Source organism: Olleya sp. R77988, assembly GCF_044594215.1.
In the GTDB taxonomy this organism is placed as follows: domain Bacteria; phylum Bacteroidota; class Bacteroidia; order Flavobacteriales; family Flavobacteriaceae; genus Olleya.
Genome location: NZ_CP138988.1, coordinates 3,263,763 through 3,290,754, shown reverse-complemented (window position 1 = coordinate 3,290,754; position 26,992 = coordinate 3,263,763). Strand labels below are relative to the sequence as shown.

The window sequence follows — 26,992 nt, the reverse complement described above, 5'->3', positions numbered from 1 at the left end:
CCACAATGAATTATACGCGTTGTTACCTGCTGTACTTATTCGATTATAGTTCTCGGAATCCCTTTCCATTTTCCATTTTTGTCATAAGGATAATTCTCGAAATCTTTATTTTTTAATTTATGATGCTTTCTATTATTAAAATTGAACATCGTTATGTTCTTGTAATCTTTCCAATAGGTATTCTCTTCTTCTAATACTTTGGTTCCACAAATATTTATTTCTTTAAGATTTTTCAAGTTATCTAATATTGGTTTTAATGATTCCAATTCAATACTTGATTCTATATCTAATGTTTTAAGATTAGGAAAGCTTTTATAAAAATTATGGTCATAAGATTTACAACTACCAATGTATAATTCTTGGACACTTTCTAGAATTACGCTTTCATCAGACTTAACGAATCTATTGCTATAAATCCGAAGTGTTTTTAAATTCTTTAATTTATCTAACCCTTTCAAACTTTCATAATTCCCGCTGCCAAGTTTCAGATTCTCAAGAGATTTTAGAGTTGCTAATTCGGTTAAGTCTTTTGATTTCGGCTTATAGAGAAATAAATTGAATTGTTTCAATTTATGCAATTCACCAATATTAGTAATTTTTGGATTCCAATTACAAGAGAACCAAGTTAATTCTGGAAAATTTGATAAATCAACTTTTGGTTTTTTGTTATCTTTTATTGTTTGATCATTAATGCCAAGATTTTTAAGTTTTTTAAATTCACCCAAGTCATCAAATGATTCATAATCTGTTATATTAACCCAAGCATCATTATGAACAGATAAATAATCATAGAGACTTTCTGATTTTTTAGATTTTAGTAAATCATTTAATTTAATATATATTTTAGCAGAAGTGTTTTCATCAACGTACTTTTTTATGAGTTCGTAAGATTCATCTGTATATTCTATTTGTTTATATAGTTCGTTAATGAATTTAATTGCCATGTTGTGTTGAATTAAGAAATGTGTAAAAATTTAATCATTGAATTGTTCAATAGTGAACTGAACTTGTAAAATAGACTTAAAATCATTTGAATAGCTAACTAAAAACCTAAACCCTTTTTTAAGATAAATATCTGAAGCAGTTATATCTAATGTTGTAATGCCATTATTAACTTTATAAGGATTTCCAAATTCCCTTCTAATATCTTGCTGATTCATATTAAATGAAATCTCAAAAGGAAGCGCTTTGTTAAATTTATTGTAGCCTTCTGTGTTATTGTAGAAAATTAACGTAGTTAATACATTATAATCATTAAGAATAAAATCTAATCCTAATTCCTTGTTTATTAAGTATATATCTAAACCTAATTTGTCAGATTCAAGATAGGAGTTAATGAAAGGAGCTATATAATTTTCATAGAAAGCTTCTCCTAAAATTTCTTTGATTTTATCTAATTTAATGTCCATGTTTTTGAAGGTTCCTTTTAGTTTTATTTAGCTAAACTATTCTGTATTTCTTCAAACCATTCATAATACAAATCTTCAGATTGACAATCTTCTCTGTTTGACCAAAGTAAGTCATATTCAAAATTGTATCTCATTTCCTCGGTTTCTGTAAAAAATCGAATCTTAATTTGAGTTGGGATTTTTTGACTGTATATTTTAAAAATATCCTCTATTTTTTTAAAAAATCAGTTCCATATTCCAATATTGCTATTTGTGATTCAGAGTTGTCTCTGTCTTTAATTTGGTGTATTTTAAATAACTTATTTTGAATTTGAAAGAAAACGTTAAAAGAAGACCAACCTTCTTCAATACTTCCAATAGCGTATATAACGTCAAGTTTTTCAGCCTCATTTTCGTTTAAATAATCAAAACACTCTTGCATTACATCTCCAACTTCATTAAATACTTCTTCGTGAAATTTCGGGTTGTCTGTATTATAGTTCATATATAATTTGTGCTTTAATCTTTAATCTTTTACTTTGAGTTTGAATTCCGACTGTTTCCTCGTATTGCAGGTAACTTATAGATAAGGAGAGTTTTCAATTCTCTTTATCGAATGTTAAACGAAGTTATAAGAAAAAAATGACAAAGTCAAGTATATAAAAATCAAAAAAGCCACAACTTTCGTCATGGCTTTATAAACATTTTAAAATTGGGTGTTACGCTTTTTTAGCTTTAACCATAATTTTAATTTCAATATCATCTTTAATTAACTTGTCACCTAATGCTGCAGCAACATCAGAGCTTGTACCAGAGTTGTACATAATATTCCATTCTGTTCTGTCAATAGTAAAAGTATCACTAAAAATAGTAATATCGTCACCACTTGTAGTTACAGTAGCTTCAAAAGTTACATTCTTTTTAATTCCTTTTAGTGTTAAGTTTCCACTTACGTTTTTACCATCTACTTTAGTAATTTCAAAAGCTGCACTTGGGTGGTTTGCTACATCAAAAAAGTCTGCACTTTTTAAATGTCCAACTAATTTTCCGTTTGACTCTTCCTCTGCTGGTATATCTGTACAGGCAATAGTGTTTATGTCAAACATAAAACTTCCACCAACTAATTTATTTCCTTCTAATTTAGCAACACCATTAGATACATTAATTGTCCCTTCATGTCCACCAACAATTTTGTTAGCTTTCCACATAATCATTGAGCTGGCAGCATCTGCTTTATATTTTACTGCTTCATTATTTTCTGTTACTGTTTGTGCGTCTCCAGTTTTTGCTTCTTTAGCATCACTTTTACAAGCAACAACAGTTAATCCTACTATTGCAACTGCAAAAAGGTTTAATACAATTTTTTTCATGATATAAATTTTTTGATTTTTATTAAGTTGAATTGCAAATATATAAATAATCTTCCATGGAAACTAATTAAAAAATAATTTGTGACATTTTGACATTATTAATAGTAATGGCAGTACTTTTGCCATCCTACTTTTAGTATTTTAAATTAAGTACAATAATGAGCAAGAAAAGCAAAAAAGAAACAAACATAGAAGAGGACGTTAAAACCGCTTCAAATCAAGCAGAAACAACAACAGAACAAGAAGAGGTTGTTGAAGAATTATCTGTAGAAGACCAATTAAAAGCAGACTTACAACAAGAAAAAGATAAGTTTTTACGTCTTTTTGCCGAGTTTGAAAACTACAAAAAACGTACCTCTAGAGAGCGTATGGAGTTGTTTCAAACTGCAAGTAAAGACGTCATGGTGTCAATGTTACCAGTTTTGGACGATTTTGAACGTGCTTTACTTCATATAGAAGATGACAAAGAAGCAGAAGAGCTTCGTAAAGGTGTGTTGTTAATTTATAATAAATTATTACAAGCTTTACAACAAAAGGGATTAGCACAAATTGATGTTAGAAAAGGAGATGCTTTTAATGCAGATAACCATGAGGCTATTACGCAAATTCCTGCACCAACGCCTGACTTAAAAGGAAAAATTATTGATGTTATTGAAAAAGGATACAAACTTGGCGAAACAGTTATACGTTTTCCTAAAGTCGTTATCGGACAATAAATTATAGTATGGCAAAAAGAGATTATTACGAAATATTAGGCATAAGCAAATCGGCTTCTCAAGCAGAAGTAAAAAAAGCTTATCGTAAAAAAGCAATCCAATTTCATCCAGATAAAAATCCAGATGATAAAGACGCAGAATCTAAATTTAAAGAAGCTGCAGAAGCTTATGAAGTCTTAAGTGACGAGAATAAGAAGGCACGTTACGACCAATTTGGACACCAAGCTTTTGAAGGTGGTGGTGGAGGCTTCAATGGAGGCGGAATGAATATGGACGATATCTTTAGCCAATTTGGTGATATCTTTGGTGGAGGTTTCTCTGGTTTTGGAGGAGGCTTCGGTGGAGGTGGTGGACAACGTCGCGTAAAAGGTAGTAACCTTCGTGTGCGTTTAAAACTAACACTGGAAGAAATTGCTAATGGTGTAGAAAAGAAAATTAAAGTAAAACGTAAAGTTAAAGCACCAGGAACTACTTATAAAACATGTAGTACATGTAACGGTTCTGGGCAAGTTACCAGAGTAACCAATACTATTTTAGGACGTATGCAAACAGCATCTCCTTGTAATACTTGTGGAGGAGCTGGACAAACTATAGATAAAAAACCTAGCGAAGCAGATGCGCAAGGGATGATTGCTAAAGAAGAAACAATTCCAGTAAACATTCCAGCAGGAGTAGTAGATGGAATGCAACTTAAAGTTTCTGGTAAAGGTAATGAAGCACCTGGAAACGGAATTTCTGGAGATCTATTAGTTGCAATAGAAGAAGAAGCGCATGAGTCTTTACAACGCGAAGGAGATAATTTACATTTTGATTTATATGTAAGTGTACCAGACGCTATTCTTGGAACCTCTAGAGAGATTGATACAGTAACAGGAAAAGTGCGTATCAAGATTGAAGCAGGAATGCAATCAGGAAAAATTTTACGCTTACGCGGAAAAGGAATACCAAGTATTAATGGTTACGGAAAAGGAGATTTGTTAGTACATGTAAATGTCTGGACACCAAAAACGTTAAACAAAAAACAGAAAGAGTTTTTTGAAAGCATGCGAGAAGATGAACACTTTATTCCTAAGCCAGAACGTAGTGATAAGTCGTTTTTCGAAAAGGTAAAGGATATGTTCTCTTAGTAAAAACTAAAGTTATAAAACAAAAAGGCTCGTTTAAAACGGGCTTTTTTTACGTTTTGTTTAACTTTTAGTTCATTTAACATCTAATTAAATAAAAAATCTTATCTTTGATATATCACTAGTTTATCTAGTGATAATTTTTCTTTTTCATAGCAATTTTTTCCCATCCTTTATTAATTTAAAGGGTGGGTTTTGTTTTTTTTATCAAGACTCTATTTTATTACAATCTTAAAAGAACAGAAAAGTAAGTGATAAACAGCTTAAATATAGTCTAGAATTTTAGATTTTTCCATTAGTCAGTTTCGTTAAAAAAATATAAATAATAACGTTACTCTTTTAACATTTTCTATATTTACAAAACGTGCTATTAATGTACGTGCTAATCAATTTTAAAAATCTATGAGTAACCTTTTAGAGGTGCATCAAGTATCTAAAAATTTTGGAAACTTTACAGCACTAAATAATGTGTCTATAACTGTTCCTAAAGGCAGTATTTTTGGTTTGCTTGGACCAAATGGTGCAGGAAAAACAACTTTAATTAGAGTGATTAACCAAATAACAATGCCAGATTCTGGTCATGTGTTATTAGATGGAGAAGCTCTTAAAAATCATCATATTAAAGATATTGGCTATTTACCAGAAGAGCGTGGATTGTACAAATCCATGAAAGTTGGAGAGCAAGCTTTGTATTTAGCCCAATTAAAAGGAATGCAAAAAGCAGAAGCTAAAAAGCGCCTTAAAATGTGGTTTGAGCGTTTGGAGATTGGAGATTGGTGGAATAAAAAAATACAAGAGCTATCTAAAGGAATGGCTCAAAAAATACAATTTGTAGTTACAGTTTTACATGAGCCTAAATTGTTGATTTTTGACGAGCCCTTTTCTGGTTTTGACCCAATTAATGCCAATTTAATTAAAGACGAAATTTTAAGATTACGTGATGAAGGTGCAACGGTTATTTTTTCTACACATAGAATGGAATCTGTAGAAGAATTGTGCGACCATATTGCATTGATTCATAAATCTAATAAGGTGTTAGATGGTAATTTGGTAGACATAAAACGTCAATATAAATCTAATACATTCCAAATCGGAATCAATCCAAATGGAAGTAATTTAGAACAAGAGTTAACTAGTAAATTTGCTGTTACTCCAGCAGAGTTTAGAACATTAGGTGACGAGTTAAAACTTAATATTAAGTTGTCTGAAAACGAAACTGCAAATGATCTACTTAACTATTTAACAACAAAAGGACAATTATCTCATTTTGTTGAAGTCATCCCAAGTGCAAACGATATATTTATTCAAACAGTAAAGAATAACTAATTATGAATCATCTTCCGCTTATTATAAAACGCGAGTATTTAACTAAAGTAAGGAATAAAGCTTTTATTATTATGACTTTTTTAAGTCCATTGATAATGATTGGATTAATTACTGTTGTTGCGTACTTAGCACAAATGAATAATAATAAAGAACGTCAAATTTCTATCTTAGACCAATCAAGTTTATTACAAGAGGTTTTTGTAGATACAGATAATACAAAATATACATTTATTAATAATGATGTAACACTTGAAAATGCAAAGACTATTGTCCAAGAAAATGGTAATTATGGTTTACTTCATATAAAAAAAATGGACAGTTTAAGTGATGCTAAAGATAGCTTTCGTTTTTACTCAGAGGATTCTCCTTCAATATCTGTTATTTCAAATTTAGATAATATAATAGAAAAGGAACTAACCAATATTAATATGAATAGGTTAGGTGTTAATCCAGAAATTATAAAGACATCAAAAATCACTGTTGATATTGCACAAGAAAGTTTTGCAGGCGAGAAAACCTCAAAAGTAGATAGTGGAGTTAAAATAGCGTTTGGTGTAATGGCTGGATACTTATTATTTATGTTTATTATTATTTACGGAAACATGATAATGCGTAGTGTTATTGAGGAAAAAACCAGTCGTATTATTGAGGTTATAATTTCTTCCGTAAAACCAATACAATTAATGTTAGGTAAAATTATTGGGACTTCATTAGTTGGTATGACTCAAGTTGTTATTTGGATTATATTAGGTAGTGTATTAGTTGTAGTCGTCTCATTAGTTTTTGGTATTGATTTAGCACAAACTAATATGCCACAACAAGAAATGATGCAACAAGCAATGCAAGGTTCTGGAAATGGAATGGATAAAATACAAGAGTTAATGTCTGCTTTTTTTAACCTACCATTAGCTAATTTGGTTATTGCATTTATCTTGTTTTTTATTAGTGGTTACTTACTATATAGTTCTTTATATGCAGCAATTGGTGCAGCAGTAGATAACGAGACTGATACGCAACAATTTATGATGCCAATTATTTTACCGCTAATTTTAGCAGTTTACGTTGGAGGTTTTACAGTAATTGAAGATCCACACGGAACGGTTTCTACAGTATTTTCATTTATACCTTTTACATCTCCTGTTGTTATGTTAATGCGTATTCCTTTTGGTGTGCCAATTTGGCAACAATTATTGTCATTAGCTGTTTTAATTGGTACTTTTATGTTTACCGTTTGGTTTGCAGCCAAAATATATAGAGTTGGAATTTTAATGTATGGTAAAAAACCAACCTATAAAGAATTAATAAAATGGATTAGATACTAATTAATGAAAGAAATAAAGGACATACTTAATAACTCATTTAACCTTACAAGTACAGTAAGTATTACTGTAAAAGATATATTAATACTAATTATTGTATTAGTAATGGTAAAACTGATTTTAAGATTAATAAGAAAATTAGTAAGTAGAAAATTACCTGAAGGTGATAAGCTTAAATTTAAAGGCGTGTTTTCTTATGCAGCTTGGTTAAGCTATGTGATTGTTGTTCTAATAACATTACATTCTGTTGGTGTAAATGTTACAGGTGTTTTTGCAGCTTCTGCAGCTTTGTTAATTGGTATTGGTTTAGCCTTACAAACATTGTTTCAAGATATAATTGCAGGTATTTTTATTCTTGTAGATCAATCTGTACATGTTGGTGATATAATTGAATTAGACGGTAAAGTAGGTCGTGTAGAAGAAATTAAATTACGTACTACAAGAGCAGTTACTATTGATGATAAAGTACTAATTATACCAAATCATTTATACCTTGCAAATAGTCTATATAATTGGACACAAAATGGAGAATCTACTAGAGAAACTGTTAATGTTGGTGTCGCTTATGGTAGTGATGTACAATTAGTTAAAAAATTGTTGTTAGAAGCTGCAGACAATAGTAGTCAAGTTCTTAAATATCCAAAACCTGTTGTTTTTTTTACAGATTTTGGAGACAGTGCTTTAAATTTTAGAGTGGCGTTTACAATAGAAGATAGTTTTAATGTTAGATTTCCTAAAAGTGAAATACGTTTTGAAATAGACAGATTATTTAGAGAGCATAATATAGCTATTCCTTTTCCTCAAAGAGATATTCATATTATTAACAAACAGTAATAAGATAATTATTAGAGATAAAATATTTAATTTAGACAACATTCAAAATGGGTTTTATTTTAAAACCAGAATTAAAATAAAAATATAATGCCAAAAATTTTAGTAATAGAAGACGAAGCTGCAATTAGAAGAGTATTAATAAAAATACTTTCTGAAGAAAATGATACTTATCAAGTTGAAGAAGCAGAAGATGGATTAGCAGGAGTCGAAAAAATTAAAAAAGAAGATTACGACTTAATACTTTGTGATATCAAAATGCCAAAAATGGATGGTGTTGAGGTACTAGAAGCAGTAAAAAAAATAAAACCAGAAATACCAATGATCATGATTTCTGGTCATGGAGATTTGGATACAGCTGTAAATACAATGCGTTTAGGTGCTTTTGATTATATATCAAAACCGCCAGATTTAAACCGTTTATTAAATACTGTACGTAATGCGTTAGACAGAAAAGAGTTAGTTGTAGAAAACAAAATACTTAAAAAGAAAGTCAGCAAAAAATACGAAATGATAGGAGATAGCGATGCTATTTCTCAAATAAAAGACATTATAGATAAAGTAGCACCAACAGATGCAAGAGTACTAATAACTGGACCAAACGGAACAGGAAAAGAGCTTGTTGCACATTGGTTACACCAAAAAAGTACCAGATCTAAAGGACCAATGATCGAGGTTAATTGTGCTGCAATACCATCAGAATTAATAGAAAGTGAATTATTTGGTCACGTCAAAGGTGCATTTACAAGTGCAGCAAAGGACAGAGCAGGTAAGTTTGAAGCAGCAAATGGAGGAACTATTTTTCTGGACGAGATTGGAGATATGAGTTTGTCTGCTCAAGCAAAAGTATTACGCGCTTTGCAAGAAAGTCGTATCCAACGTGTTGGAAGCGATAAAGATATTAAAGTTAATGTACGCGTAGTAGCAGCTACAAATAAAAATCTTAAAAAGGAAATAGCAGATGGTAATTTCCGCGAAGATTTATATCACAGACTAGCAGTTATCTTAGTAAAAGTACCAGCATTAAATGATAGACGAGATGACATTCCGTTATTAATCAATCATTTTTCTGTAAAAATAGCAGATGAGCAAGGTACAGCACACAAAGCCTTTTCGGCAAAAGCCATAAAATTATTACAAGATTACGATTGGACTGGAAACATTAGAGAACTTCGTAATGTTATTGAACGTTTAATAATTTTAGGAGGAGCAGAAGTAAGCGAGCAGGATGTAAAACTATTTGCAAGCAAATAATAAATAGGATGAAAGACATAAAAATTAGCGACCATAAAATCACTTCTAAAATCAAATTAAGTGATTTGCCAAGTAAATTAGATTTAGGTGCAGATAAAGATACCACAGAAGATGCATTACGTAAAGTAAGACGTCAATTAGGTAAACTACAAGATACCATGTATGCGCATGGTAAGTATTCGGTTTTAGTATGCTTACAAGGTATGGATACCTCAGGAAAAGACAGTTTAATACGCGAAGTTTTTAAAGATTTTAACGCTAGAGGTGTTGAGGTAATGAGCTTTAAAGTACCAACAGAATTAGAGTTAAAACACGATTACCTTTGGAGACATTATTTAGCGCTTCCAGCAAGAGGTAAGTTTGGTGTACACAACCGTACACATTATGAAAACGTACTAGTAACACGTGTACATCCAGGATATATTTTAGGAGAAAACATACCAACAGTAACAGCTATTGATGACGTAAATGATTCTTTTTGGGATGCTAGATTTGACCAAATAAATAACTTTGAAAAGCATTTAACAGAAAATGGAACACTAATTTTTAAATTCTTCATGAATCTTTCAAAAGAAGAACAAAAATTTAGACTATTACGTCGTTTAGACAAAAAAGAAAAAAACTGGAAATTTTCAGCAGGCGACTTAAAAGAGCGTAAATTATGGGATAAATACATGGACTGTTATGAAGATGCAATTAACAGAACAAGTAAAGAAAATACACCTTGGTACAACATTCCTGCAGACGACAAACCTACTGCAAGACTAATAGTTGCGCAAATCTTGTACGATACATTAAAACAATACACAGACATAAAAGAACCAGAATTGGACGACAAAACCAAAGCCAATTTACACTTGTATAAAGAGCAATTAAATAACGAGTAAAAATTCCTGCGAAAGCAGGAAGCTTTTAACCGATAAGATTATTTTGGCGTTACCACAAGGGTCGCGCTTTCTGTTATATCTTTTTTTGCCATATATGGCAGCAAAAAAAGGATGTCACTTCAATCGCTAACGCATAATATTATGAAACAACTAGCAATACTCCTAACACTTTTACTATCAATAAACATCACAGCACAAACAGATAAGGAAGTTATCAAAACCATTTATAGTCAATCCTTAACCAATGGTAAAGCCTATCAATGGTTAGACCATTTATCAAACCAAATAGGTGGACGTTTATCAGGATCTGTAAGTGCAGAAAAAGCTGTGCAATACACAAAATCAGAGCTTGAAAAACTAGGCTTAGATAAAGTATGGTTGCAAGAAGTAATGGTTCCAAAATGGGAACGAGGCGCAAAAGAAGTCGCACATTTTACAACCAGTAATAATAAATTTGATGTCAATATTTGTGCATTAGGTGGATCAGTTGCAACTGCAACTTCAGGATTGGAAGCAAAAGTAATAGAAGTAAAAAGTTTTGAAGAGCTTGCAGAACTTGGTACAAAAGTAAAAGGAAAAATAGTATTCTTTAATGGAGCAATGAATCCAGAATTAATCCACACGTTTGAAGCTTATGGAGGCTGCTCTAAACAACGATATGCAGGCGCTTATGAAGCAGGAAAACTAGGAGCAGTTGGTGTAATTGTACGCTCGCTTAATTTACGTCAAGACGATTTACCACACACAGGAAGTATGGGTTATTTAGATTTACCAAATAATCAACGTGTGCCATCAGCAGCAATAAGCACAAATGATGCAAACAAATTATCAGCAGCATTAAAAAAAGATGCTAATCTAGAATTCTACTTTAAACAAAGTTGTCAGCAATTTGAAGATGTATTGTCATACAATGTCATAGGAGAAATTACAGGAAGCGAGTTTCCAGACGAGTATATGATTGTTGGAGGGCATTTAGATTCTTGGGATTTAGGTGATGGCTCTCATGACGATGGAGCAGGAGTAGTACAATCTATGGATGTTATTAGATTATTAAAAGAAAGCGGAATAAAACCAAAACGTACCATCAGAGTTGTGTTATTTATGAACGAAGAAAACGGATTACGTGGTGGAAAAAAGTATGCTGAAGAAGCACTACTTAAAAACGAAAACCATGTCTTTGCTTTAGAGAGTGATTCTGGAGGATTTACACCAAGAGGTTTTAGTTTTGATTGCAGTGAAGCTGCATTAAACAAAGTGTTGGGTTGGGAGTCACTTTTTAAACCTTATTTAATTCATTATTTCGAAAAAGGATATAGTGGAGCAGATATTGGACCATTAAAAAACGATAACATTGTATTAGCAGGATTACGTCCAGATTCTCAACGTTATTTTGATCATCATCATGCAGCAAACGATACGTTTGATGCTGTTAATAAACGCGAGCTTGAGCTTGGTGCAGCAACAATGACAAGTTTGGTCTATTTGTTTGATAAATACGGAACAACAAATATTCCTCAAGTAAAAGAATTTAAAGATTAATATGTGGAGATTTTTACTTTTATATCAGAAATTTTTATTGATATCTACTTGTTCTTTATAGATTTTAAATTCTGGAAAAAGAAAAAAGCGCAACGTAAACACGAAAAAAAACATGGACTTCCTAAAAAGACCATGATTTATCCTTCTGATAAAATCTATTTAAAGGTTTTTTTAGGCTTAATCCCATTATTTATTTTTATCTATTTTATTTTTTTTAGAAATCAAAATCTAAATAAAACAGAACAGCAAATAACGACAATTAATAAACTATTAAAAGCAGAAAAAGAGGCCTTTAGTGTTTATCCTAAAACATTAAAAATTATAATAAGAAATAACCCTTTGTATAAAGATATAACTAAAGATGCTTGGGAAAATGAGATTCATTATAGCATTTCTGAAGATGGTTTAAATTATACTTTAATTTCAAAAGGGAAAGATGGTATCTTAAACACAAAAGATGATATTAAATAAACGTTTTTGGGTTGTATTATTTTCAATAGTATTCTTTCAATGTAAAAAAGAGAAGCAATTAGTTATTGATACTAAACAAGAAGTTACAGAAAAACAGATTGTAAAATTAGACACCATAAAATTTACTAAAGGCTACGATTTTCCTGTCGGAAAACCAGATGCAAAACAATATTATAATGCTCAAAAATTTCAAGAGAACAACCATTTAGGTGACGATTGGAATGGTAAAGGAGGAGGTAATACAGATTTAGGAGATCCAATTTATGCAATAGCCAATGGTTATGTTTCCTTTGCAGAAGATATAAAAGGAGGTTGGGGAAACGTTATAAGGATAATACATTATAATCCAGACAAAACAAAAGTAGAATCCCTTTACGCACATTGTAAAACTATTTTGGTTAAACAAGGAGATTACGTAACAAAAGGGGCAAAAATAGGGACTATTGGTACAGCAGATGGAGCGTACTTGGCTCATCTTCATTTAGAAATTAGAGATGACATTAAATTACCCATTGGACCAGGTTATTCGCCAGAAACGAAAGGTTATTTGAATCCAACAGACTATATTATAAATAATAGATAACTTATGAAAACACTTATTAATTTAACTTTAACCTTAATCCTAACAACAACACTTATGGCTCAAAATAACGATTTACCTTATTATGAGCTTCCAGAAGTTTCCAATACATATACAGCTGGTACAGTTGCAGCAAGACAAGTGGATGCATTAGGATTTAGATTTTATCATGCAACAGATGGATTAACAGAAAAAGATTTGGCTTACAAGCCAACAGATTCAGTTAGAACTAGTGGAGAAACCATTGATCATATTTACGATTTGTCTAAAATCGTTTTAAATTCAACTTTAAAAAAAGCAAATTCAAGAGAAGAATCAACACTGACTTTTAAAGAAAAACGTATTGCTACTTTAAATAATTTAAAGCAAGCATCTGATATTTTAAGAGTAAGTGAAGATCTTACTCAATTTAAAATCATTTTTGGTGAAAAGAAAATTCCGTTTTGGAACAATATTAATGGGCCAATTGCAGATGCTATATGGCATTGTGGACAAATAGCGTCGTTTAGACGTGTTACTGGTAACCCAATTAATCCAAAGGTAAATCACTTTACTGGTACAGTTAAAAAAAAGTAATAATTAATAAACTCAAAAAAAAAGCCTCAATATGTATTGAGGCTTTTTTAATTTATTTTGAAGTAACTTTCTTAGTTTTAGGTTTTAAATCAATATCTACTTGATTTCTTAAAATATCATCCAATGTTTCACGTTGTCTAATTAAATGTGCTTCACCATTATGTACTAATACTTCAGCAGGTCTGTAACGCGAATTGTAATTGCTAGCCATACTATAACAGTAAGCTCCAGCATTACTAAAGGCTAAAATGTCTCCTTCATTAATTTCAGAAATACGTCTATTTGTAGCAAATGTATCAGTTTCGCAAATGTAACCTACGACACTATAAAAACGCTCTCGTCCTTTTGGATTTGAAATGTTTCTAATTTCATGTTGCGATCCATATAACATTGGTCTAATTAAATGATTAAAACCACTATCTACTTGTGCAAAAACAGTAGATGTTGTTTGTTTTACAGCATTAACATTAACCAAAAATTGCCCAGCTTCACTCACTAAAAATTTACCAGGTTCAAAAGCTAAGGTTAAATCTTTACCATATTCTTTACAAAAATCATTAAATCTAGTACTCAATTTTTCGCCTAACTCTTCAATATTAGTTTCAATATCACCTGCTTTATATGGTACTTTAAAACCAGAACCAAAATCTATAAACTCTAAGTTTTTAAAGTTTTTGGCAGTTTCAAATAAAATTTCACTTGCATATAAAAAGACATCAATATCTAAAATATCACTTCCTGTATGCATATGGATTCCATTAATATTCATTTTTGTGTTTTCAACAATTCTTAGAATATGCGGAATTTGATGTATCGAAATACCAAATTTACTATCAATATGTCCAACAGATATATTAGCATTCCCACCAGCCATTACATGTGGATTAATTCTAATACAAACAGGGGTTTTTGGATGCTTTGTCCCAAATTGTTCTAATATTGATAAGTTATCAATATTAATTTGACATCCTAATTGTGCTACAGTTTCAATTTCTTCTAAAGACACACCATTTGGTGTAAATATGATGTTTTCTGCATTAAAACCAGCAGCTAAACCTAATTGTACCTCTTGTATAGAAACAGTGTCCAAACCAGCTCCTAATTGTTTCATTAACTTTAAAACAGAAATATTTGACAATGCTTTTACAGCATAGTTAATTTTTAAATGATCTACATTGTTAAAAGCAGACACTAAACGATTGTATTGCGTTGCTATTTTTTCAGAATCATATATATAAACAGGACTACCAAAATCCTTTGCTATTTGTAATAATTGACTGTTTTGCATGTTGTAATTTTTTTTCAAATCTATTTTTTTAGGAGCTTATAAAAAATAAAACAACATTTTATTACACAATTAAAACAATTTGTTAATTATTTAACAAATGTAAATTTTTATAAACTCTTCGTTTTTTTAATAATTAAATATTAGGGTAAGTAAAAGTGATTATTTACTTTTGTAGCTCTAAAATTTTACTCTAAACAAGATGAATTTACACGAATATCAAGGAAAAGAATTATTAAGCAGCTTTGGCGTACGTATCCAACGTGGTATTGTTGCGCAAAATGCTGATGAAGCAGTAGCTGCAGCTAAAAAATTAACCGAAGACACTGGAACAGGATGGCACGTTATAAAAGCGCAAGTTCATGCTGGAGGACGTGGAAAAGGTGGAGGAGTTAAGTTAGCTAAAAATTTAGACCAAGTTAAAGAAATAGCTGGTCAAATTATTGGTATGGACTTAGTAACACCTCAAACCTCTGCAGAAGGTAAACGTGTACACCAAGTGTTAGTTTGTGAAGATGTATATTATCCTGGAGACGAAGAGCCAGATGAATTTTATATTTCTGTTTTATTAAACAGAGGAACTGGTCGTAACATGATTATGTATTCTACAGAAGGTGGAATGGATATTGAAACTGTTGCAGAAGAAACACCACATTTAATTTTTAATGAAGAAATAGATCCTGCTACAGGAATATTACCTTTTCAAGCAAGACGTATTGCTTTTAATTTAGGTTTATCTGGTTTAGCATTTAAAGAAATGACAAAATTTGTTACCTCTTTATATACTGCTTATGTAAAGTCAGATTCTTCTTTATTTGAAATCAATCCTGTATTAAAAACAAGTGATTCTAAAATAATGGCAGTAGATGCTAAAGTATCTTTAGATGATAATGCATTATTTAGACATAAAGATTTAGCAGCTTTACGTGATTTACGTGAAGAAAACCCAATTGAAGTTGAAGCAGGAGAACAAGGATTAAACTATGTTGATCTAGACGGAAACGTTGGTTGTATGGTAAATGGAGCAGGATTAGCTATGGCAACAATGGATTTAATTAAGCAAGCAGGTGGAGAACCAGCTAACTTTTTAGATGTTGGTGGTACTGCAGATGCTGCAAGAGTTGAAATAGCTTTCGAACTTATTTTAAGAGATCCAGCAGTAAAAGCAATTTTAATTAACATTTTTGGAGGTATTGTTCGTTGTGATCGTGTCGCTCAAGGTGTTATAGATGCTTATAAAAATATGGGTAACATTAGCGTACCAATTATTGTGCGTTTACAAGGTACTAATGCAGACATCGCTAAAAAATTAATTGACGATTCTGGTTTAGATGTAATGAGTGCAACAGAATTCCAAGAAGCAGCAGATAAAGTACAAGCTGTTTTAGCTTAGTATTACAATCTAATTATATAAAAAAAAAGAGCAACTAAAATAGTTGCTCTTTTTTTTTATGATTTATTAAAATCCTTTTTATTATCATAAGGATTAGGTTTTACTTTCCTAGAAGTTTCCTTATTTGGTTTTTCGCCTTTTTTAGGCATTGGTCCTCTAAGATGGATTACTAATCCATTTAAAAAATTTCGTAAAATTTGATCTCCACACTCTACATATTTAGGATGGTCTTCTTTTCTGAAAAAGGCACTTAATTCAGTTTTGCCAATTCTAAAATCTACAAGTTTTAAAATATCTATAATGTCTGTATCACGTAGTTTATGCGCTACCCTTAGTTTTTTAAATATATCGTTATTCGTCATTTTAACTTATTGAATATTAGTTGTTTATGATTGTGATTTGTAGTAAAAAACTCTTAACCATTGATTAAAAGCACTTAAAATCGATGTAAAACTACTCTTTTTTCGATAAGCGACGTGCTTTCAACGATTATAAATTATCATTTATACTTAACTTTATATTCGTTAAATAAACCATTAATTCCCTTGTTTATGCCTAATAGAGTAGAAAAGCTAAGCTTATTATCAGAGATGATAGCTTTTGCCAAGAGTGATGAAAATATAAAGGATGTAGAGTATAACTTTTTGTTAGCTGTGGCTCAGCAATTAGAAGTGTCTAGAGAGGATTTTAATTATTTAATTAAGCATCCTGTAAATCGTGTAGCTCTTAAATCTCATAGTGAGCGTATTGTACAATTCCATAGAATGGTTTTATTAATGCATGTTGATAAAGAACGTACTAGAGCAGAATTAGCAAAATTGTATAATTATGGTTTAAGAATGGGATTAAATCACGAATCTATTACCAAAGTACTATACTTAATGGAAGGTTTTCCAGATATGATGGTTCCTGCTGAGGTGTTGATAGATATTTTTAAAGTACAGTATAATTAAACTTTCAATTCCTCTAATTTTCCTTGATACGCTTTAATTTCATCACGTAATTTAGCAGCTACAATAAAGTCTAAAGCTTTTGCAGCTTGTTCCATTATTTTACGTTTTTCACGGATTTTCTTTTCTAACTCTCCTTTTGTTAAATATTCGCTTTCAGGTTCTGCAGCACGTGCAGCTTCAAGCTCATAACTATAAGTGCTTACAGAGTTTTTAGATAAAGCACTATCTAAGCTTTTATTTAAAGCTTTAGGTACCATTTTATTGTCTGTATTGTATTTAATTTGTTTTTGTCGTCTGTAATCTGTTTCGTCAATTGTTTTTTGCATGCTTTTAGTGACTTTATCAGCATACATAATAGCTTTTCCATTAAGGTTTCTAGCAGCTCTTCCAACAGTTTGGGTAAGTGAACGTGCAGAGCGTAAAAAACCTTCTTTATCTGCATCTAAAATAGCAACAAGAGATACTTCAGGTAAATCTAAACCTTCACGTAATAAATTTACTCCAACTAGTACATCATAAATTCCAGCACGTAAATCTTGCATAATTTGTACACGCTCTAAAGTATCAACATCACTATGTATATAATTTACACGTACATTAATACGGCTTAAGTATTTTGTTAATTCTTCAGCCATACGTTTGGTTAAAGTAGTTACTAGTGTGCGTTCGTCTTTTTCTACTCGTTGCTGTATTTCTTCAATTAAATCATCAATTTGGTTTAAACTAGGACGTACCTCAATGATTGGATCTAACAACCCAGTTGGACGTATAACTTGCTCGACATAAATACCATCTGTTTTTTGTAGTTCGTAATCAGCAGGAGTTGCAGATACATAAACGACTTGGTTTTGTAAAGCTTCAAATTCTTCAAACTTTAAAGGTCTGTTGTCCATTGCTGCAGGTAGTCTAAAACCATACTCGACTAGGTTTTCTTTTCTGCTTCGATCACCACCATACATAGCATGTACTTGCGATATGGTAACGTGACTCTCGTCTACAACCATTAAATAATCATCTGGGAAATAGTCTAATAAACAAAAAGGACGTGTGCCTGGGTCACGACCATCAAGGTAGCGAGAGTAGTTTTCGATACCAGAACAATAGCCCAATTCTCGAATCATTTCTAGATCAAATTCGGTACGTTCTTTTAAGCGTTTTGCTTCTAGATGTTTGCCTATTTCTTTAAAATAATCATGTTGTTTTACTAAATCTTCTTGAATAGAATGAATGGCATTTTGTAACACATCAGGTGAGGTTACAAACATATTTGCTGGATAGATTGTTAGTCTATCGTACTTTTCTACAATTTCGTTTGTTTGAATATTAAAGGATTCAATCTCCTCAATTTCATCTCCAAAGAAGTGAATACGGAATGCGTCATCTGCATAACTCGGAAAAATATCTACTGTATCTCCTTTTATCCTGAAATTACCATGTTTAAAATCGGCTTCAGTACGCGAGTATAAACTTTGTACCAATTGGTGCAACAATTTGGTGCGTGATATTTGCTGATCAACTTCAACCGAAATCACATTTTTCTGAAACTCGACAGGATTACCAATACCATACAAACAAGATACAGATGCAATAACAATAACATCACGACGACCAGATAATAGGGAAGAGGTTGTGCTAAGTCGCATTTTCTCTATCTCTTCATTAATAGATAAATCTTTTTCTATATAAACTCCAGAGGTTGGTATATAAGCTTCTGGTTGATAATAATCATAGTATGAAACAAAATACTCCACAGCATTATCAGGAAAAAACTGTTTGAATTCAGAATACAATTGTGCAGCCAACGTTTTGTTATGTGCTAAAACTAATGTTGGTCTTTGCGTTTCTTCAATAACATTAGCAACTGTAAAGGTTTTACCAGAACCAGTAACACCTAACAAAGTTTGATATTTATCTTGATTATCCAAACCGTTAACCAGTTGCTTAATTGCTTCTGGTTGGTCTCCTGTTGGACTAAATTCTGATTTTATTTTGAATTTCATGATGTAAAATTACACAATAAAATGCAGAAAGTTTGTTCAATAAAAGTTAACGTTTTAATGTAAAATGTCCTTTGATGTATTTTTCAGAATTTAGCTGTATTATGTACCAATAATCATTAGTTATTAATGGTTTACCATTAAAAGTTCCATCCCAACCTAGAGAATTTGGGCTTATTTGTTTGATAAGTTTTCCGTATCTATCAAAAATTTGTATTGTTTTAATAGTGTTGTCAACATCTAAAACTTGCCAATAATCATTAGTGCTATCATTATTTGGTGTAAAGAATTTAGGCACTTTAAATCGGATGACGAATATTTCAAAATCAATTTCTTTTTGAATACATCCATAGTAATCTTGAACATATAATGTATAGTTACCTTCATCTAAATCAAAAAACTGATGATTTAATTGAAAGTTAATTCCATCAACTGAATATTCATAATCAATTGAGTTGTCATCCATATAGACAGTTAAGTCCTGAATATCAATTTCAATATTTGATTCGGTTAAGTCAAAAATTGGTTGCGTTCCAGTAACATCCCAAGAACATGTTGTGTTATTAAACGTTGCATTTTCCCAACATTCTAAAGTTGGCTGATTAGGTTGTGTACCAATAACATCCCAAGAGCATGTTGAGCTATTGAATGTTGCAGTTTCCCAACATTCTAGAGTTGGCTGATTAGGTTGTGTTCCAATAACATCCCAAGAACATGTTGTGTTATTGAATATTGCAGTTTCCCAGCATTCTAAAGTTGGTTGATTAGGTTGTGTTCCAGTAACATCCCAAGAGCATGTTGTGTTATTGAATATTGCAGTTTCCCAGCATTCTAAAGTTGGTTGATTAGGTTGTGTTCCAGTAACATCCCAAGAGCATGTTGCGTTATTAAACGTTGAGGTTTCCCAACATTCTAGAGTTGGCTGATTAGGTTGTGTTCCAGTAACATCCCAAGAGCATGTTGCGTTATTAAACGTTGAGGTTTCCCAACATTCTAGAGTTGGCTGATTAGGTTGTGTTCCAGTAACATCCCAAGAACATGTTGTGTTATTGAATATTGCAGTTTCCCAGCATTCTAAAGTTGGTTGATTAGGTTGTGTTCCAGTAACATCCCAAGAGCATGTTGCGTTATTAAACGTTGAGGTTTCCCAACATTCTAGAGTTGGCTGATTAGTTTGTGTTCCAGTAACATCCCAAGAACATGTTGTGTTATTGAATATCGCAGTTTCCCAGCATTCTAAAGTTGGTTGATTAGGTTGTGTTCCAGTAACATCCCAAGAGCATGTTGCGTTATTAAACGTTGAGGTTTCCCAACATTCTAGAGTCGGTTGGTTAGGTTGTGTTCCTGTAGCATCCCAAGAGCATGTTGCGTTATTAAACGTAGAGGTTTCCCAACATTCTAGAGTTGGCTGATTAGGTTGTGTTCCAGTAACATCCCAAGTACATGTTGTGGTATTAAAAGTTGCAGTTTTCCAACATTCTAGAGTTGGCTGATTAGGTTGTGTTCCAGTAACATCCCAAGAGCATGTTGCGTTATTAAACGCTGCAGTTTCCCAACATTCTAAACCTGTTGGTTCTGCTGGAGCAGGATTTACTGTAATAGTCATTGTGTTTGTTGTTGCACACTGCCCTAAGTCTGGTGTAAAAGTATATTCTGTTGTTGCAGTTGTATTTAAAGCTGGTGACCAAATACCTGTGATTCCGTTATCAGAAGTTGTAGGTAAAGCGTTTAGAATACCACCTTCACAAATAGGTGTAACTTGAGTAAATGTTGGTGTTTCTGTTGAATCTATAGGAGCAGGTGTTGCGCTATTATTATCAAAAAGTTTTAATTCTCTTATTTCAGTATATGAAGGATTACCTAATGACCCATCGTTTTTTGCCTCTATTAATAGAAACCTTGAAGTTGTATATGGAAAATTTATGATAGTAGGCATACTAACAGTGTCTCCAGTTATAACACCAGCACCTATTGTAGTCTCTGTAAAAATTGGTGTCCAACCAGTATCAGAATAAAATGGTACTGTTGTAGTATTTAAATGAGAATACATTCTTAAACTAGTAACTTTTCCATCACTAAACATTTGAAATACTCTTAATTCATTAAAAGTTCTTGACATAGACAAATCTATCACCATGTACCTTGAAGCACCACCTCCAGCATACCAAGTAGAACCATTATTATTGTTCTGTTTTACTGAAACATCTTTATTGTTAATTAAACATTCAGAGCACAATGCATGTATCCATCTCCAATTTCCAGAAGTACAATCTCCATAATTTCCTCCCCAATTATTTGGTCCAAAATAATCAGTATTTGTTGTTCCATCTCCTACTATTGCTCCATTTACATTTGACATATAATTTATTGAATAAAGAGATGAACTGTTATTATTTGGTTGAATAAAATCCCAATTATTAGTTGTGTCAGAAGTGTTTTGTCTATTCCAGTTAGGTCCATCAAGTGAGTTAAATATTGCCTGAAGAGCAGTTTTTTCTGTAGGTGTTACTTGACCAAAAGATAAAATGCTAAACAATAAGAATAATGCGGAAAAACTAAAGCTTTTAAGATTCATTATTTATGGATTTTACTTGTAACAATATCTACTATCTCTTTTTGTTTGGTAATTGGTATAGCTACGGAATTTAAATGAATTTTTTTTGAATTATCTTTTGTCTTTAGAAATCCATTTAAGAGATTTGAGTTCATACTAATCTCAACAATATCTGAGTATGGATATAATATGTTTTCTTGATTTTCTTTTAGAATTGTTAAGCCTTCATTATTTAATTTAATCACAGGAATTACTTTGTTTTTTGTGATATTTATCCCTTTGTTTATTATAATTCCCATTGGTACTAAAATGTACCATAAATACCTGTCAACAAAGTAAATTCCTGCAATAAAAATGATTAAAATAGCTAAACCTAAAATAAAATATAAGTGTGGGTTCTCTTTTTTTGAGTAGATTAAATTCATCTGCTTGGGAGCAAAAATTAATTGACTATAAAAATACAGTTGTATCTTTAAATAGCAACATGTTGTTTTGTAAGTGTAGTAAATGAATTTGTATTCGTAAAGTTTTACGAGTTTAATTGCACGTTAATTTCTGATTTTCTTCTTACGGAAATAGGGATTTCTGTACTATCCTTTAGTATAAGTGTATTGTTTTTAAGCGATTCAATTTTTGATTTATTAACTAAGTAAGATTGGTGTGTTCTAATAAATCCTTGATCTTCTAGTAACTCTTCAAAATGTTTTAAGTTTTTTGAAGCTAAAATAGATTTGCCTTTAGTAAATACTGTGGAGTATGATCCTTCTGCTTTGCAATAAATAATATCTGTTATAGGAATAAAGTGAGACTTTTCTGTAGTGTTTATTACAATCTTTGTTGTTTTATTATTTTCTGCATTATTAATTAATTGTTTTAATTCGTTTTCTGTATAAACACTTTTTTGAGCTTTATCTACAGCGTTTTGAAGTTCTGTTGGTTCTATTGGTTTAAGTACATAATCTAGAGCATTAAACTTAAATGCTTTTATAGCATATTGGTTAAAGGCGGTTATAAAAATTAGCTTAAAATCAAGGTTTGGTAATTGATTTAATAATGAAAACCCATTACCATCTTCTAGCTCAATATCCAAAAGCACTATGTCTGGTTTGGCTTCTGGTATGACTGTTAGTGCTTCTTTTATAGATGCTGCTTCTGCAACTATTTCGCAATTAGAATATAGAATATTTAGTAATTTTTTAATTACAATTCTAACATTCTTTTCATCATCTATAATAGCAATTTTAAACATTAATTTAAGTTTAAGTAAAAGGTTATAATTGTGCCTTGTGTGTTTTTGTTAGTAGTTATTTTAAAACGTTTTTCTTCTCCTAATTTTCTTAAAGTTAGTCGTTTTTTAAATATATCAATAGCGTGTTCTCTATTTTTATTTTTGTTTTCTTCTTGGATTCCAATACCATCATCAATGATTTTAAAACAAAATAAGCCCTCTTTTTTTGTAATATCTATTGTTAGATTTCCTTTTTCGGTTTTAGATTTTAAACCATGTTCTATTGCGTTTTCAACAAATGGTTGCAATAACATTGGAGGGATTTTTGTGTAAGTAGGATCTATGTCTTTAGCAATGTTAATTAAGTAATTAAACTTATTATCAAAACGTAGTTGCTGTGTTTCGATATAGTTTTTAAGCGCATCTAAATCTTCGGATAAAAAGATTTCTTTTTTATTTACAAACTCAAAATTTTGTCTGATTAATTTTGCAAACCTTGAAAGATAAGTGGCAGATTCCATAGGATTGTTATCAAAAACAGATTTTTGAATAGAGGTTAGTGCATTAAATATAAAATGCGGATTCATTTGAGTACGCAATACTTTCTGCTCTAAAATTAATTTGTCTTGGTTAAGTTTTAACTCAGAGTTTTTGTGTCTTTGAAATAAGAAAAGCCCAAATAAAAATAGGCTTCCAGCAACAATAATAAATATTATTCGATTTTTGTTGTTAATTTCTATTTGCTGTTTTAATTCAGATTCTTTAGTAATTAAACTGTATTGGTCTTCAATTAATTTTATTTTTTCTTCGTTTTCTATTTTTGTAATTAACTGGTTTAAAGAGTCTCTTTTTGTAATGTAAAGAGAAGAGTTTTTGAAATTCTTGTCTTTGATAGATAATTGTAACAATACGTCGTAAACTTCTTTTTGAATGGAATGGACACCTGTTTGCTTTTCTATATCTAAAGCCTTAAGATACATGTCTTTGCTTTTTTCTGTCTTATTTTCTAATAGATAGACATATCCTAAATTTCTTAGTGCATTGGTGTTTTTTCTGTTTGTTTTATTGTTTAGCTCTATGGCTTTTTTATAATATTCCTTAGCATTTTCTATGTCTTTAATTTGCTCTAAAATAAAACCAATATTATTATAAGAAGCAGAAAGTGTTGCAGTGTCTTGTAATTTTTCCTGAATTTGAGCAGCTTGTTTTACATGCTGAATAGATTTTATATAATTTTTTTGTTGAAACTCAATATGACCTAATGAGTTTAGGGCTTTTGCTTCTCCATTTTTATCGTTTAATTTTCTAAATATTTGTAAAGCAACAGTAACATGTGAGGCAGCTTTTGTGTTTTTGAAGATATAGGCATTAGAATCGCTTAAAAGCATATTGGTTTTAGCAATATATAACTGATTGTCTTCTTTTGTAAAAAACTCTAATGCTTTGTTTAAGCTTCCAATAGCTTCAATGTCTTTTTCTATAATTCCAAGAATAGTTCCTTTTTCAAAATATAAAAGTGCAGATTTATGTGTAGAATAGGTGTTATTTTTTAGAAGACTATCTATTCTAAAAATAGATTTATTATAGTTGTTTGTAGATATAAAATTTATAAATTCTGAATCAGACATAGTTTCCATATCCATATCCTTGTCTTTATCACAACTATTAAATAAAGTTAGAATTAAAATAAAAATAAGAAGAGTCGTTTGCTTCATTTGTCTGTATAAATTATTACTATAGAAACATTAGTGTGGCGTTAATGTTTTTTTGGAAATATATTAACAAATATACAGTTTGAAACTAATTATAAATCTTTTAAAGTTAATAATAAAGAATTTGTTTGTCAGATTTTATTGATAAAATTTTAGCGCTTTAAACTAAAATGACCTTTATAAGTTTGACCATCTGGTCGTGTTATAATATACCAATAGTCATTGGTAGGTAATGGGTTACCGTTTATTGTTCCATCCCAACCATTGGTTTCGGGATTAATTTGGTGTAGGAATTTACCAAAACGATCAAATATTTTAATGTCTAATGTAGCATTAAAATGTGCTGTCATCCCATTTGGTTTCCAATATTGATTGTAAACATCTCCATTTGGTGTAAAATATTGAGGAAAACCTAAAATAGCAATAGTTTGTTCTGTTTGTCCACAATTGTCTGAGTCTCTAACATAAACAGTGTGTAATCCAGATGATACATTTGTAAATGTATTTGACGACTGAAAACTATCGTTATCCAAAGCATATTCTACATCTAAAGTGTTGGATACGTTAATTGTTACAGTGTTGTTGGTTGTTAGTTCTGTAAAATCTATGCTATCTATAATTGGTGCTTCAATAGGTAAGACAGAAATGTCTCTTGTGTTTGAGCAACCGTTTGGATCTGTAATTATTACTGTAAATGTTCCAATTTCATTCACTTCAATAAAAGAAGTGTTAACTCCAGTATCACTAGCATTTAATAACCATTGGTAATAATAATTGTTTGGCAAATCGTTTAGTATTCCACCAAGTAAAGTGATTGTTTCGGGATAGTTATTTAAACAATATTCTACAGTTTCGTTTTCTGAAATTTCTGGTGTAAACAACACACTTAAATCTACTGTGGTTATTGCGTAACAGTCAGACCCATTTACTGTAACCTGAGCAAAAATAGTTTGGAAATCTGCTTCTGTAGATTCAAAGTTTGTTGGCAACGGATTGATTTCCGCGAAAGCGTCATCTTCATTTAAATAATAAGTAACCACTGCATTTGCAGGAACAAAAGGTGTGATTTGAGTGGTGACTTGGTCTAAATTAAACGTTGTAAGTCCATCAATATCACCATCATCACAAGCGTCAAGATTATAAACTGGTAATGTGTTATTAGAGATTTGCAAAGTAATCTCTGAAATTGAAAAACATCCAGTTTGATTATTTATTATAAGCCCAAAAACGGTTTGATTAATGGATGTGTTTTCAAAATTTTCTGGAGTTGCAATTGCATTTTGTTGCTGTTCTGCATCTGTTTGCGATTGATAAAACCCAATAATTGATAAGTCAGGATTACTATCTAAAATGGTTTGTTCTGCATTTAAAAGATTAAAGTTTGTTACTCCATTTTGATCTAAATCACATTCTGTAAGTGTTGTATTTGCAGTTGTAAAAGGTGTAAATTCTTCAATAATAATTTCGCCATAACTAATACAACCATTTGCTAAAGTGACTTCTACATTATACGTTCCAGAATCAGAGACTAAAAGGGTTGGGTTGGTTTGAGCGTTTAATAATATTCCGTTTTCAAACCATGCATAAGTATTTGTTCCAGTTTGTGTGGCATCAAGTTCTATCGTGTCGTTTGTACACAAGGCATTATTGGTATTTTCTAATAAGTTTGGGCCTAAATCTGTGGTTAATTGAAAGCTACTTGCTTCTAAAAATACTGCGGAATCATAACGATAATTATGCTCGTCTGCTATGACTAATTTTACTTCATAAGTTGTGTTAGGAGTTGTAATGGCATTAGCAGTTAACACTTTTGTCTGTCCATTAAAGTTTACTGGAGCTGTATTATTATTCCAGCTTTCAAAATAAAACTCGTTAATTGGGTCGCATGCTCCAGGAATACCAGAGTGAACTGTAGTTACCTTTACAGGAGTTTGTGTATTTGGTACTAACGCTATATTTTGATATTGTTGTGTTCCGCTTTCGCGAATTAAAAAGCCAAATAAGTCAGAGAATTGGCATGTGTTTGAGTTGCCTTCTTGGTATTCTTCTGAAGCAAATATATAATTGAAGCTAATTTGTGTTGCTGCAGAAGTAAACTGAAATTCTATAATGGTTGCATTTAGTGTATTGTTTTCATTTAAAATGTTTTCTAGATCTTGATCTCCAGTCCAATTTGTAGCATCATCATCACTTAAAGAAGTGTTTGGACCATTGACATTGCTTAAACGTCCAGTACTTAAAACAATACCACTTTGAAACGGAAATGTTGTACCAGTTGCATCAAAATAACCATAACTTTGGTCTGTTCCTCCAAAATCGCCACCAACTACATTAGTCACTTGTACATTAGTAATGCAATTACTATCTATTAAGACATCTTCTATAAGTTGTTGTGGTGTATAAGTCTGGCTATCTGTAACTACATTTTGTGCAGACAGAATAGTGGTAAATAATAAAAGAAAAAATACAATTATTTTTTGCATACCTTT

General features: G+C 31.1%; 25 protein-coding genes. 13 read left to right on the top strand and 12 right to left on the bottom strand.

What is annotated here, in order from left to right; genetic code table 11:
* Positions 1 to 35: 35 nt before the first annotated feature.
* From SJY17_RS14950 to SJY17_RS14935, 4 genes are all read right to left on the bottom strand, one after another.
* Positions 36 to 944: a hypothetical protein gene (locus tag SJY17_RS14950; RefSeq protein WP_397363376.1), complete on the bottom strand. Its 909-nt coding sequence runs from the start codon at positions 942 to 944 to the stop codon at positions 36 to 38.
* A 30-nt stretch (positions 945 to 974) separates the two neighbouring features.
* On the bottom strand, positions 975 to 1,409 hold the full coding sequence (locus SJY17_RS14945; protein WP_397363375.1) for a hypothetical protein: 435 nt from the start codon (positions 1,407 to 1,409) through the stop codon (positions 975 to 977).
* A gap of 208 nt (positions 1,410 to 1,617) precedes the next feature.
* Positions 1,618 to 1,893, bottom strand: coding sequence for a hypothetical protein (locus SJY17_RS14940; RefSeq protein WP_397363374.1), 276 nt, complete (start codon positions 1,891 to 1,893; stop codon positions 1,618 to 1,620).
* 214 nt (positions 1,894 to 2,107) lie between these two features.
* Entirely contained in the window at positions 2,108 to 2,758 is a 651-nt protein-coding gene (locus tag SJY17_RS14935; protein ID WP_397363373.1) for a YceI family protein, read from the bottom strand.
* A 158-nt stretch (positions 2,759 to 2,916) separates the two neighbouring features.
* On the opposite strand from SJY17_RS14935, the gene SJY17_RS14930 reads away from it, so the two are divergent.
* The 11 genes from SJY17_RS14930 to SJY17_RS14880 all read left to right on the top strand — a co-directional run bounded on the left by SJY17_RS14930 (position 2,917) and on the right by SJY17_RS14880 (position 13,381).
* Positions 2,917 to 3,474: a nucleotide exchange factor GrpE gene (locus SJY17_RS14930; protein WP_397363372.1), complete on the top strand. Its 558-nt coding sequence runs from the start codon at positions 2,917 to 2,919 to the stop codon at positions 3,472 to 3,474.
* A gap of 8 nt (positions 3,475 to 3,482) precedes the next feature.
* Positions 3,483 to 4,601, top strand: coding sequence for a molecular chaperone DnaJ (gene dnaJ / locus SJY17_RS14925; RefSeq protein ID WP_397363371.1), 1,119 nt, complete (start codon positions 3,483 to 3,485; stop codon positions 4,599 to 4,601).
* Between the two features lie 399 nt (positions 4,602 to 5,000).
* The gene (locus SJY17_RS14920; RefSeq protein WP_397363370.1) at positions 5,001 to 5,924 is read left to right on the top strand and encodes an ABC transporter ATP-binding protein; all 924 of its coding nucleotides are present in this window, start codon (positions 5,001 to 5,003) and stop codon (positions 5,922 to 5,924) included.
* A 2-nt stretch (positions 5,925 to 5,926) separates the two neighbouring features.
* Positions 5,927 to 7,246 (top strand): ABC transporter permease, encoded by a 1,320-nt coding sequence (locus SJY17_RS14915; protein ID WP_397363369.1) that lies wholly within the window; start codon positions 5,927 to 5,929, stop codon positions 7,244 to 7,246.
* 3 nt (positions 7,247 to 7,249) lie between these two features.
* A complete protein-coding gene (locus tag SJY17_RS14910; RefSeq protein ID WP_397363368.1) occupies positions 7,250 to 8,077 on the top strand; it encodes a mechanosensitive ion channel family protein in 828 nt (275 codons plus the stop codon).
* Between the two features lie 87 nt (positions 8,078 to 8,164).
* Positions 8,165 to 9,328, top strand: coding sequence for a sigma-54-dependent transcriptional regulator (locus SJY17_RS14905; protein WP_397363367.1), 1,164 nt, complete (start codon positions 8,165 to 8,167; stop codon positions 9,326 to 9,328).
* Between the two features lie 8 nt (positions 9,329 to 9,336).
* Positions 9,337 to 10,215, top strand: a complete 879-nt coding sequence (locus tag SJY17_RS14900; RefSeq protein WP_397363366.1) for a PPK2 family polyphosphate kinase — start codon at positions 9,337 to 9,339, stop codon at positions 10,213 to 10,215.
* Between the two features lie 141 nt (positions 10,216 to 10,356).
* Positions 10,357 to 11,754, top strand: coding sequence for a M20/M25/M40 family metallo-hydrolase (locus SJY17_RS14895; protein ID WP_397363365.1), 1,398 nt, complete (start codon positions 10,357 to 10,359; stop codon positions 11,752 to 11,754).
* 3 nt (positions 11,755 to 11,757) lie between these two features.
* Positions 11,758 to 12,225 (top strand): type II secretion system protein GspG, encoded by a 468-nt coding sequence (locus SJY17_RS14890; RefSeq protein ID WP_397363364.1) that lies wholly within the window; start codon positions 11,758 to 11,760, stop codon positions 12,223 to 12,225.
* Positions 12,212 to 12,808, top strand: coding sequence for a M23 family metallopeptidase (locus tag SJY17_RS14885; RefSeq protein WP_397363363.1), 597 nt, complete (start codon positions 12,212 to 12,214; stop codon positions 12,806 to 12,808). Before SJY17_RS14890 ends, SJY17_RS14885 begins: the two co-directional genes overlap by 14 nt.
* A 3-nt stretch (positions 12,809 to 12,811) precedes the next feature.
* Positions 12,812 to 13,381, top strand: a complete 570-nt coding sequence (locus tag SJY17_RS14880; RefSeq protein WP_397363362.1) for a hypothetical protein — start codon at positions 12,812 to 12,814, stop codon at positions 13,379 to 13,381.
* A 52-nt stretch (positions 13,382 to 13,433) separates the two neighbouring features.
* Here SJY17_RS14880 and lysA read toward each other — a convergent pair whose 3' ends face one another.
* Positions 13,434 to 14,669 carry a diaminopimelate decarboxylase gene (gene lysA / locus SJY17_RS14875; RefSeq protein WP_397363361.1) on the bottom strand — a complete coding sequence of 412 codons (1,236 nt, stop codon included), beginning with the start codon at positions 14,667 to 14,669 and terminating at the stop codon, positions 13,434 to 13,436.
* Positions 14,670 to 14,868: 199 nt separating this feature from the next.
* On the opposite strand from lysA, the gene sucC reads away from it, so the two are divergent.
* Positions 14,869 to 16,059 carry an ADP-forming succinate--CoA ligase subunit beta gene (gene sucC, locus SJY17_RS14870; RefSeq protein WP_397363360.1) on the top strand — a complete coding sequence of 397 codons (1,191 nt, stop codon included), beginning with the start codon at positions 14,869 to 14,871 and terminating at the stop codon, positions 16,057 to 16,059.
* A 56-nt stretch (positions 16,060 to 16,115) separates the two neighbouring features.
* Here the strand turns inward: sucC and SJY17_RS14865 are convergent, their stop codons facing one another.
* Positions 16,116 to 16,421: a DUF1456 family protein gene (locus tag SJY17_RS14865; RefSeq protein WP_397363359.1), complete on the bottom strand. Its 306-nt coding sequence runs from the start codon at positions 16,419 to 16,421 to the stop codon at positions 16,116 to 16,118.
* A 189-nt stretch (positions 16,422 to 16,610) separates the two neighbouring features.
* Between SJY17_RS14865 and SJY17_RS14860 the strand changes: the two genes are divergently transcribed.
* Positions 16,611 to 17,012 carry a TerB family tellurite resistance protein gene (locus SJY17_RS14860; protein ID WP_397363358.1) on the top strand — a complete coding sequence of 134 codons (402 nt, stop codon included), beginning with the start codon at positions 16,611 to 16,613 and terminating at the stop codon, positions 17,010 to 17,012.
* Here SJY17_RS14860 and uvrB read toward each other — a convergent pair.
* The 6 genes from uvrB to SJY17_RS14830 all read right to left on the bottom strand — a co-directional run bounded on the left by uvrB (position 17,009) and on the right by SJY17_RS14830 (position 26,986).
* Positions 17,009 to 19,012 (bottom strand): excinuclease ABC subunit UvrB, encoded by a 2,004-nt coding sequence (gene uvrB, locus SJY17_RS14855; RefSeq protein WP_397363357.1) that lies wholly within the window; start codon positions 19,010 to 19,012, stop codon positions 17,009 to 17,011. The two genes, SJY17_RS14860 and uvrB, sit on opposite strands and share 4 nt — an antisense overlap.
* Before the next feature lie 46 nt (positions 19,013 to 19,058).
* Positions 19,059 to 21,584, bottom strand: coding sequence for a T9SS type B sorting domain-containing protein (locus SJY17_RS14850; protein ID WP_397363356.1), 2,526 nt, complete (start codon positions 21,582 to 21,584; stop codon positions 19,059 to 19,061).
* Entirely contained in the window at positions 21,584 to 21,988 is a 405-nt protein-coding gene (locus SJY17_RS14845) for a hypothetical protein (protein ID WP_397363355.1), read from the bottom strand. The genes SJY17_RS14850 and SJY17_RS14845 overlap by 1 nt, the downstream gene beginning before the upstream one ends.
* Before the next feature lie 104 nt (positions 21,989 to 22,092).
* The gene (locus tag SJY17_RS14840; RefSeq protein ID WP_397363353.1) at positions 22,093 to 22,812 is read right to left on the bottom strand and encodes a LytR/AlgR family response regulator transcription factor; all 720 of its coding nucleotides are present in this window, start codon (positions 22,810 to 22,812) and stop codon (positions 22,093 to 22,095) included.
* The gene (locus SJY17_RS14835) at positions 22,812 to 24,506 is read right to left on the bottom strand and encodes a tetratricopeptide repeat protein (RefSeq protein WP_397363352.1); all 1,695 of its coding nucleotides are present in this window, start codon (positions 24,504 to 24,506) and stop codon (positions 22,812 to 22,814) included. The genes SJY17_RS14840 and SJY17_RS14835 overlap by 1 nt, the downstream gene beginning before the upstream one ends.
* A 149-nt stretch (positions 24,507 to 24,655) precedes the next feature.
* Positions 24,656 to 26,986: a choice-of-anchor L domain-containing protein gene (locus SJY17_RS14830; protein ID WP_397363351.1), complete on the bottom strand. Its 2,331-nt coding sequence runs from the start codon at positions 26,984 to 26,986 to the stop codon at positions 24,656 to 24,658.
* Positions 26,987 to 26,992 lie beyond the last annotated feature (6 nt).

Bases quoted from the DNA above. Each gene is read 5' to 3' on its own strand.
- SJY17_RS14950 (WP_397363376.1), bottom strand. From the start codon at position 944: ATGGCAATTAAATTCATTAACGAACTATATAAACAAATAGAATATACA.
- SJY17_RS14945 (WP_397363375.1), bottom strand. From the start codon at position 1,409: ATGGACATTAAATTAGATAAAATCAAAGAAATTTTAGGAGAAGCTTTC.
- SJY17_RS14940 (WP_397363374.1), bottom strand. From the start codon at position 1,893: ATGAACTATAATACAGACAACCCGAAATTTCACGAAGAAGTATTTAAT.
- SJY17_RS14935 (WP_397363373.1), bottom strand. From the start codon at position 2,758: ATGAAAAAAATTGTATTAAACCTTTTTGCAGTTGCAATAGTAGGATTA.
- SJY17_RS14930 (WP_397363372.1), top strand. From the start codon at position 2,917: ATGAGCAAGAAAAGCAAAAAAGAAACAAACATAGAAGAGGACGTTAAA.
- dnaJ (WP_397363371.1), top strand. From the start codon at position 3,483: ATGGCAAAAAGAGATTATTACGAAATATTAGGCATAAGCAAATCGGCT.
- SJY17_RS14920 (WP_397363370.1), top strand. From the start codon at position 5,001: ATGAGTAACCTTTTAGAGGTGCATCAAGTATCTAAAAATTTTGGAAAC.
- SJY17_RS14915 (WP_397363369.1), top strand. From the start codon at position 5,927: ATGAATCATCTTCCGCTTATTATAAAACGCGAGTATTTAACTAAAGTA.
- SJY17_RS14910 (WP_397363368.1), top strand. From the start codon at position 7,250: ATGAAAGAAATAAAGGACATACTTAATAACTCATTTAACCTTACAAGT.
- SJY17_RS14905 (WP_397363367.1), top strand. From the start codon at position 8,165: ATGCCAAAAATTTTAGTAATAGAAGACGAAGCTGCAATTAGAAGAGTA.
- SJY17_RS14900 (WP_397363366.1), top strand. From the start codon at position 9,337: ATGAAAGACATAAAAATTAGCGACCATAAAATCACTTCTAAAATCAAA.
- SJY17_RS14895 (WP_397363365.1), top strand. From the start codon at position 10,357: ATGAAACAACTAGCAATACTCCTAACACTTTTACTATCAATAAACATC.
- SJY17_RS14885 (WP_397363363.1), top strand. From the start codon at position 12,212: ATGATATTAAATAAACGTTTTTGGGTTGTATTATTTTCAATAGTATTC.
- SJY17_RS14880 (WP_397363362.1), top strand. From the start codon at position 12,812: ATGAAAACACTTATTAATTTAACTTTAACCTTAATCCTAACAACAACA.
- lysA (WP_397363361.1), bottom strand. From the start codon at position 14,669: ATGCAAAACAGTCAATTATTACAAATAGCAAAGGATTTTGGTAGTCCT.
- sucC (WP_397363360.1), top strand. From the start codon at position 14,869: ATGAATTTACACGAATATCAAGGAAAAGAATTATTAAGCAGCTTTGGC.
- SJY17_RS14865 (WP_397363359.1), bottom strand. From the start codon at position 16,421: ATGACGAATAACGATATATTTAAAAAACTAAGGGTAGCGCATAAACTA.
- SJY17_RS14860 (WP_397363358.1), top strand. From the start codon at position 16,611: ATGCCTAATAGAGTAGAAAAGCTAAGCTTATTATCAGAGATGATAGCT.
- uvrB (WP_397363357.1), bottom strand. From the start codon at position 19,012: ATGAAATTCAAAATAAAATCAGAATTTAGTCCAACAGGAGACCAACCA.
- SJY17_RS14850 (WP_397363356.1), bottom strand. From the start codon at position 21,584: ATGAATCTTAAAAGCTTTAGTTTTTCCGCATTATTCTTATTGTTTAGC.
- SJY17_RS14845 (WP_397363355.1), bottom strand. From the start codon at position 21,988: ATGAATTTAATCTACTCAAAAAAAGAGAACCCACACTTATATTTTATT.
- SJY17_RS14840 (WP_397363353.1), bottom strand. From the start codon at position 22,812: ATGTTTAAAATTGCTATTATAGATGATGAAAAGAATGTTAGAATTGTA.
- SJY17_RS14835 (WP_397363352.1), bottom strand. From the start codon at position 24,506: ATGAAGCAAACGACTCTTCTTATTTTTATTTTAATTCTAACTTTATTT.
- SJY17_RS14830 (WP_397363351.1), bottom strand. From the start codon at position 26,986: ATGCAAAAAATAATTGTATTTTTTCTTTTATTATTTACCACTATTCTG.